Annotated in this window: 7 protein-coding genes; 3 read left to right on the forward strand and 4 right to left on the reverse strand. The window is 39.5% G+C overall.

What is annotated here, in order from left to right:
- Positions 1 to 29 precede the first annotated feature (29 nt).
- Entirely contained in the window at positions 30 to 2,222 is a 2,193-nt protein-coding gene (locus ABMQ40_RS12735; protein WP_370900170.1) for a B12-binding domain-containing radical SAM protein, read from the forward strand.
- A gap of 63 nt (positions 2,223 to 2,285) precedes the next feature.
- Here ABMQ40_RS12735 and ABMQ40_RS12740 read toward each other — a convergent pair whose 3' ends face one another.
- The 3 genes from ABMQ40_RS12740 to atpD form a co-directional block, all read right to left on the reverse strand.
- Positions 2,286 to 3,059, reverse strand: coding sequence for a hypothetical protein (locus tag ABMQ40_RS12740; RefSeq protein WP_370900172.1), 774 nt, complete (start codon positions 3,057 to 3,059; stop codon positions 2,286 to 2,288).
- 80 nt (positions 3,060 to 3,139) lie between these two features.
- Complete coding sequence (locus ABMQ40_RS12745) at positions 3,140 to 3,421, reverse strand: FoF1 ATP synthase subunit delta/epsilon (protein ID WP_370900174.1); 282 nt, start codon at positions 3,419 to 3,421, stop codon at positions 3,140 to 3,142.
- 48 nt (positions 3,422 to 3,469) lie between these two features.
- Positions 3,470 to 4,978, reverse strand: coding sequence for a F0F1 ATP synthase subunit beta (atpD, locus tag ABMQ40_RS12750; RefSeq protein WP_370900176.1), 1,509 nt, complete (start codon positions 4,976 to 4,978; stop codon positions 3,470 to 3,472).
- A gap of 281 nt (positions 4,979 to 5,259) precedes the next feature.
- Here atpD and ABMQ40_RS12755 point away from each other — a divergent pair, with 281 nt between their 5' ends.
- Positions 5,260 to 6,180 carry a bifunctional riboflavin kinase/FAD synthetase gene (locus ABMQ40_RS12755; protein ID WP_370900178.1) on the forward strand — a complete coding sequence of 307 codons (921 nt, stop codon included), beginning with the start codon at positions 5,260 to 5,262 and terminating at the stop codon, positions 6,178 to 6,180.
- Here ABMQ40_RS12755 and ABMQ40_RS12760 read toward each other — a convergent pair.
- Positions 6,177 to 6,530 carry an MmcQ/YjbR family DNA-binding protein gene (locus tag ABMQ40_RS12760; RefSeq protein WP_370900180.1) on the reverse strand — a complete coding sequence of 118 codons (354 nt, stop codon included), beginning with the start codon at positions 6,528 to 6,530 and terminating at the stop codon, positions 6,177 to 6,179. The genes ABMQ40_RS12755 and ABMQ40_RS12760 overlap by 4 nt on opposite strands.
- A 99-nt stretch (positions 6,531 to 6,629) precedes the next feature.
- On the opposite strand from ABMQ40_RS12760, the gene ABMQ40_RS12765 reads away from it, so the two are divergent.
- The gene (locus tag ABMQ40_RS12765; protein ID WP_370900182.1) at positions 6,630 to 7,304 is read left to right on the forward strand and encodes an NAD(P)H-binding protein; all 675 of its coding nucleotides are present in this window, start codon (positions 6,630 to 6,632) and stop codon (positions 7,302 to 7,304) included.
- Positions 7,305 to 7,362: the final 58 nt, after the last annotated feature.

Here is a 7,362-nt window from a genome sequence, read left to right on the forward strand (position 1 = left end):
ATTTGAAATAAATTTGTAAAAATTTTCTGTTGAAAGATCTGCTTCTTATTACGCCACCTTTTACCCAGCTCAATACTCCCTACCCTGCAACGGCTTATATCAAAGGTTTTCTGAATACCCGGAATATTTCCAGCTACCAGGCCGATCTGGGGATTGAAGTTATTCTGGAACTGTTCTCTAAAGAAGGAATCCGGCAGATTTTCAGCCCGAGCATCCGGCTTTCCGGTACCTCCGAAAATTCACAGCGCATCTTTGCCTTAAGAGATGAATATTTAAAAACGATCGATCAGGTCATTCTTTTTCTGCAGGGCAAAAATCCTACACTGGCAAGACAGATATGCAGCATGAACTTTTTGCCTGAGGCTTCCCGCTTCAATCAGCTGGATGATATGGAATTTGCCTTCGGAAATATGGGGTTGCAGGACAAAGCGAAACACCTGGCCACTTTGTACCTGGAGGACTTGTCTGATTATATTGTGGAAAATATTGATACCGACTTTGGCTTCAGCAGGTATGCGGAAAGGCTAGGAAAAAGTGCCAATTCTTTCGACGAATTATATTCAAAACTTCAGGGAGAACCAACTTTTATAGATCATATTGCCCTGAAAATCCTCAGGGAAAAACTCGAAACCGTTCAGCCAAAGCTGGTTTGTTTTTCCATACCTTTTCCCGGAAATCTGTATTCGGGGTTCAGATGTGCCCGGTTTATCAAAGAGCATTATCCTCACATCAAAACCGCAATGGGAGGAGGCTTTCCCAATACTGAGCTGAGAGAGCTCAAAGACAAGAGGGTTTTTGATTTTTTTGATTTCATTACTTTAGATGACGGTGAGCTTCCTATTGAATTACTTCATGAGAATATAAGCCGGAAAGTTGAAAAGCCTGAATACAAGCGCACCTTAATTACTGAAAACCAAACGGTTACTTATAAAAACAATTCCGGAAGGCATGATTATAAACAGGCAGATATAGGAACCCCTGATTATACCGATCTTTTACTGGATCAATATATTTCTGTGATTGAAATTGCCAACCCTATGCACAGCTTATGGAGCGACGGAAGATGGAACAAACTGACCATGGCTCACGGCTGCTACTGGGGCAAATGCACTTTCTGTGACATTTCTTTAGATTATATTAAGATTTATGAACCGGTATCAGCTAAGATCTTAGTAGACAGGATGGAAGAACTTATCCGAACAACAGGGGAAACGGGATTCCATTTCGTGGACGAAGCGGCTCCCCCTGCATTAATGCGGGAAGTTGCCCTGGAAATTTTACGGCGGAACTTAATTGTTACCTGGTGGACCAATATCCGGTTTGAAAAAAGTTTTACAAGGGATTTATGCTTTTTGCTAAAACTCTCAGGCTGCGTTGCCGTTTCCGGTGGGCTTGAGGTGGCCAGCGACCGGCTATTAAGATTGATTGATAAAGGGGTCTCCGTAGAACAGGTAGCACAGGTAACAAGAAATTTTACTGAAGCGGGGATCATGGTCCATGCCTATCTCATGTATGGCTATCCTACCCAGACGGTCCAGGAAACTATCGATTCTCTTGAGATGGTGCGCCAGATGTTTGAAATGGGAATCCTGCAAAGCGGATTCTGGCATCAGTTCGCCATGACCGCTCACTCTCCCGTTGGGTTAAATCCTGAAGAATATGGTGTGCTTCCTGTACGAAAGGAAATTTTATTTGCACATAATGATGTTGATTTTAAAGATAAAACGGGAATTGATCATAACCGGTTCAGCTTCGGTTTAAAGAAATCTCTTTTTAATTATATGCATGGAGTTCATTTTGAGCTTCCGTTACAGGAATGGTTTGATTTTAAAATTCCAAGGACGACCATCCATCCTGATTATATTCATGATTGCCTTCTGGCCGATACCGACAGCTTCCATTTCAAAGGCAATGCAAAGGTTATTTTTCCTGCCGGAAACGTAATCGCTGAGAATCGTGTAAAAACAAAAAAGAAATATTCCGGTACGTACACGGTGCTTACATTCCATTTAAAAACCAATATCGTAAAAGTAGAACTTGAGCAGGAAAAGGCAGAATGGCTGATGAAAATCATGGAAGAAAATTCAATAGCAAGCTCAAAAAAAATTACGCTTAAGCAACTTAAGATCCAGTTTGAGGAGCATTTTGAAGATTTTGAGTTGTTCTGGTTCTCAAGACCAGTGCAGCAGCTTAAAGAAAACGGGATTATTTTAAGCCTGTAATCTTTCCTTAACTGACCAGTCAACATTGACAAACTGATCTTTTGCCACTAAATAAACTGAGTATCATATTTTTATAAAGTTCGGATCCATAATAGCAACCCGTTCGGCAATAGCTTTATATGTAGGGAACTTCAAAATGGATGCTCTTCCTGACATTTCCCTGTAGAGCGTAAAGATTTTTCCATTCGCTGTTTTAATCTGCTTTGTAGTGGTAATATATTTCCCTATGTATTTGCTTTTGGCATCATAAATCTCAATATCTACGAACGTTTTATCAGTAATGGTATCTTCTGATCCAAAACTGACAGGCAGATTTGTAAAATACCCTACCGGTACCCCATTACTTAAGATCTCACCTACATTATTGACCTCGATTTTCAGCTTATCGATTTTACTTCTTATGGTATAGGCATCTTTGGTTTTACTGTCAAGCTTTCTCTTCGGCGGGTTATTGAAAAGCTCATCCAGAGTTTTGATATTGATCCCTCTGTTATCAATGATCTTTAAACCTTTTATTGAAGTGTACACCGCAGATCTTTCCTCACCTGAAAAAGCTGACGGAGAAATGTAATCGAGTTCCAGGGTCTTATCCCGGTTATAAACCCTGTTCAATCTGATATAGCTGTCTCTTACGGAATCTACTATGCTTTTGTCTACAAACTCCATAGTATAGATAGGAGTTTCTTTCAAATCCATGAAAGTATATATACTTGACTTATTTGAGATTTTTGCGACATGTACCCCGTCCAGACTTACAATTCCTCTTTTAGTTTTGATATTCTGGGCCTTGATTACCGCCCCTAAAACTGTAAAGAATATGATTATATATTTTTTCATAAAATCAGATTTTTACATTACATAAAAAAAGTGTAACCAAAGTTACACTTTCTTGAAAATATATTTAGCTTTCCATTTAATTACTCACAAAGGATAATTCCTTTATTATGATTAAATTCTACAACACCGCTTTTGATGGGATAAGAGTAAACGGAATCTTTTTCATTTTCTTTGGTAAAATATTTGGTATAGGCACCATCAATGGACTTTGCATACAGCTTTACTTTACCGCCTACCAAAGAAGAAACTATTCCCGCGTGGTTTTTCATGATATGGAATTCACCATTTTTACCAGGCAACAATACTGAGTCTACCTCTCCTTCAAAAACTACATATTCTGGTGTTAAAATTTTTATATTCATTTTTTTTAGGCTTTAGGCTTTAAGCGTTAGGCATAAAGCGTTAAAAAATTAAGCGTTTTCAGCCAACATTTTTTGTCCGGCTTCAATAGCTTCCTCAATCGTTCCTTTAAGGTTGAAAGCAGCTTCCGGCAGGTGGTCTAATTCACCATCGATAATCATATTGAATCCTTTGATGGTGTCTTTGATGTCCACTAACGCACCTGGAATACCTGTAAACTGTTCTGCTACGTGGAAAGGCTGAGAAAGGAATCTCTGAACTTTTCTTGCACGGTAAACAACAGCTTTATCTTCTTCAGAAAGTTCTTCCATACCAAGGATGGCAATGATATCCTGAAGCGCCTTATATCTTTGAAGTATTTCTTTTACTCTTTGAGCACAGTTGTAGTGATCTTCCCCGATGATCTCCGGAGCAAGGATTCTTGAAGTAGATGCCAGTGGATCTACCGCAGGATAGATACCCAATGAAGCGATCTTTCTGTCAAGTACCGTAGTAGCATCCAGGTGGGCAAATGTAGTGGCAGGAGCCGGGTCCGTTAAGTCGTCCGCAGGTACATATACTGCCTGCACTGAAGTAATAGATCCGTTTTTAGTTGAAGTAATCCTTTCCTGCATCGCACCCATTTCAGAAGCAAGCGTTGGCTGATATCCTACCGCTGACGGCATACGGCCAAGAAGTGCTGATACCTCTGAACCAGCCTGGGTAAAACGGAAGATATTGTCTACGAAGAAAAGTACGTCTCTACCTTGCCCGCTTTCACCACCATCTCTGTAGTATTCAGCTAATGTAAGACCGGAAAGTGCTACTCTGGCTCTTGCACCAGGCGGCTCGTTCATCTGTCCGAAAACGAATGCAGCTTTTGAATCTTTCATTGCTTCCAGATCTACTTTAGAAAGATCCCAGCCTCCGTTTTCCATAGAGTGCATGAAGTCTTCACCATATTTGATGATTCCTGATTCAAGCATCTCTCTCAAAAGGTCATTTCCTTCTCTCGTTCTTTCACCTACTCCGGCGAATACCGAAAGACCCCCGTGTCCTTTTGCAATATTATTAATCAACTCCTGGATCAATACTGTCTTACCTACTCCGGCACCTCCGAACAAACCAATCTTACCTCCTTTTGCATAAGGCTCGATAAGGTCGATTACTTTAATACCTGTAAATAAAACTTCTGCAGAAGTTGAAAGTTGATCAAATTTTGGAGCTTCCCTGTGGATGGGCAAACCACCCTCTTTAGAGATATTCTGAAGCCCGTCGATAGCATCACCAACAACGTTGAAAAGTCTTCCGTTTACGGCCTCACCGATTGGCATTGTAATAGGATTTCCGTATCCGATCACATCTTGACCTCTCTTAAGACCATCAGTAGCATCCATTGCGATACATCTTACTGTATCTTCACCTATATGTTGTTCTACCTCTAAAACTAATTTTTCGCCGTTTTCTTTTGTAATTTCCAACGCATCATAGATCTTAGGAATTGCTTCCACATCTGTAAAGACAACGTCGATTACCGGACCAATAATTTGAGAAATTTTACCTTTAATTTGGTTTGCCATTGCTAAATTTTTTCTTGGTGCAAATATAAGGATTCTTCATAAACCCACAATTGGTAAAAAAAAGATTTTTATCATGCTTTCGGGATACTCATTCTGAAGCTGAAAATCCGGGGCCCGGACATAAAAAACAGCAACAAAAATACTGATTTTCAGCATTTAAAATTCCAAATTCATATTATCCTGATTATTTCCTCCCCGTAACCGGTCTGTTCAAATTACCAAGACCTTCAATTGTCACAATCAAAATAAAGGTTTTATATTTGCAGTCAAATTTTTTCGTTTTGAAAGTTTTCAAGAATTTTAATGATTATTCCTCTCAAAAACCTTTGGCCCTGTCTTTAGGGATGTTTGACGGAGTACATCTCGGACATAAAAGTATTATCGGTGAACTTACAAAAGTAGGCGCAGAAAATAACCTGGAAACGGCAATTCTAACTTTCTGGCCTCATCCCCGGTTTGTCTTTAATCCGGATGAAGATCTGAAACTTCTGAATACCCTCGATGAGAAAACCCTGCTGATGGAAAAATACGGCATCAACAACTTGTTTCTGAAAGAATTTGATGAAGAATTCAGAAACCTTACGGGTGAAGAATTTGTACGCCGCGTCCTCATCGACAAATTAAACGTAAAATATCTTATTATAGGATACGACCATTCTTTCGGTAAAAATAAAAGCGGAAATTTTGACCTGCTTCAAAGGTTATCGGGAGAGCTCGGCTTTGAAGTAGAACAGATGGAAGCCATCAATGTTCATGAAAATAACGTTAGCTCCACCAAGATCAGAAATGCCCTTTTAGCCGGAAATATCAAGGAAGCCAACGAAATGCTGGGATACTCCTACTCTGTTTCCGGTACGGTGGTTCACGGCAAGAAGATCGGAAGAACGATCGGCTATCCTACGGCTAATATAGAAACCGATTCTATTAAGCTGCTACCTAAAAAAGGCGCCTATATTGTTGAAGTTCATATGAAAGGTCAGCAGTATAAAGGCATGTTAAGCATCGGAACCAATCCTACCGTAAATGGAGAAAAGCTGACGGTGGAAGTTTATATCCTGGACTTCACCGGAGATATTTATGATGAAAAGATCACCGTAAAATTCAGAGACTTCCTTCATGATGAGATCAGATTTGAAGGGCTGGAAAAGCTTATTGAAAGGCTGGACGAAGATAAGAGATTAACGGAAGAATTTCAGTTTTAACCGTTTAAGATTTCTTCTTTTGCCTTTTTGGTCAGAGACGAAAATACAAGGTCATAGGACTGATCGATCATTTTCAGGATCAGATCTTTTTTTAAGCCATCCACCTGTACGGAATTCCAATGGGTTTTATTCATATGATAAGCGCCGGTGATCTGAGGATACTGCTCACGAAGCTCCGCGCTCCATTCAGGATCTGTCTTCACATTGATAGTGAGCGGTTGTTTTTCCAATGCCATTAATAAGAACATCTTGGTTCCTACTTTCATCACAAGAGTTTCACTGTCGAAAGGAAAGCTCTCTGTTACTCCTTTCTTCGCCAGGCAATAGTCTAAAATTTCGTTGGCATCCATTGATGATATGATAATTGATAATGATAACTGATATTAATTTCAAATTTACTAAATTTAGGAAAGAAATATCAGCTAATATCAAACGTAATCACAATTATTATGAAAGCTCTGGTAATCGGCGCTACGGGTGCCACAGGAAAAGACCTTGTCAATCAGCTTCTTAATGACAAAGATTTTGAGGAGGTAGATATTTTTGTAAGAAAGCCTGTTGACATACAAAATGACAGACTGAAGGTACATGTCATTGATTTTGAAAAGCCCGAGGAATGGAAAGGTATGGTAAAAGGCGATGTTGCGTTTTCATGCCTGGGAACAACATTAAAGGAGGCCGGAAGTAAGGAGGCCCAGAGAAAAGTTGATTATGACTATCAGTATGAGTTTGCAAAGGCTGCCAGGGAGAATAATGTAGAAGATTATGTCCTGGTTTCGGCATATGGGGCCGATCCAAAGTCTAAAATTTTTTATTCGAGAATGAAAGGTGAGCTGGAAGAGGCTGTAAAAAAACTGCATTTCAATAAGATAACCATTTTCAAACCGGGAATGCTGGAAAGAAAAAATTCCGACAGGACCGGAGAAGTTTTGGGGAGCAGAATTATAAAGTTTGCCAATAAAATCGGCCTCTTGGAAAGTCAGAAGCCTTTGCCGACAGGTGTTTTAGCGAAGGCGATGATCAATTCTTCGAAGATTAAAAGCAATGGGTATTCCAGTATCAAATTAGGAAATATTTTTTGCTTTGCTGAAAAGGTAGCAGAATATCCCGATACCAAACAATAAAATAAAGAGGCTGTCTCAAAAGTAAGATAGCCTTTTTTATATTTTACAAAAAAAGGAA

This window comes from Chryseobacterium gossypii, from assembly GCF_041361455.1.
Taxonomy (GTDB): domain Bacteria; phylum Bacteroidota; class Bacteroidia; order Flavobacteriales; family Weeksellaceae; genus Chryseobacterium; species Chryseobacterium gossypii.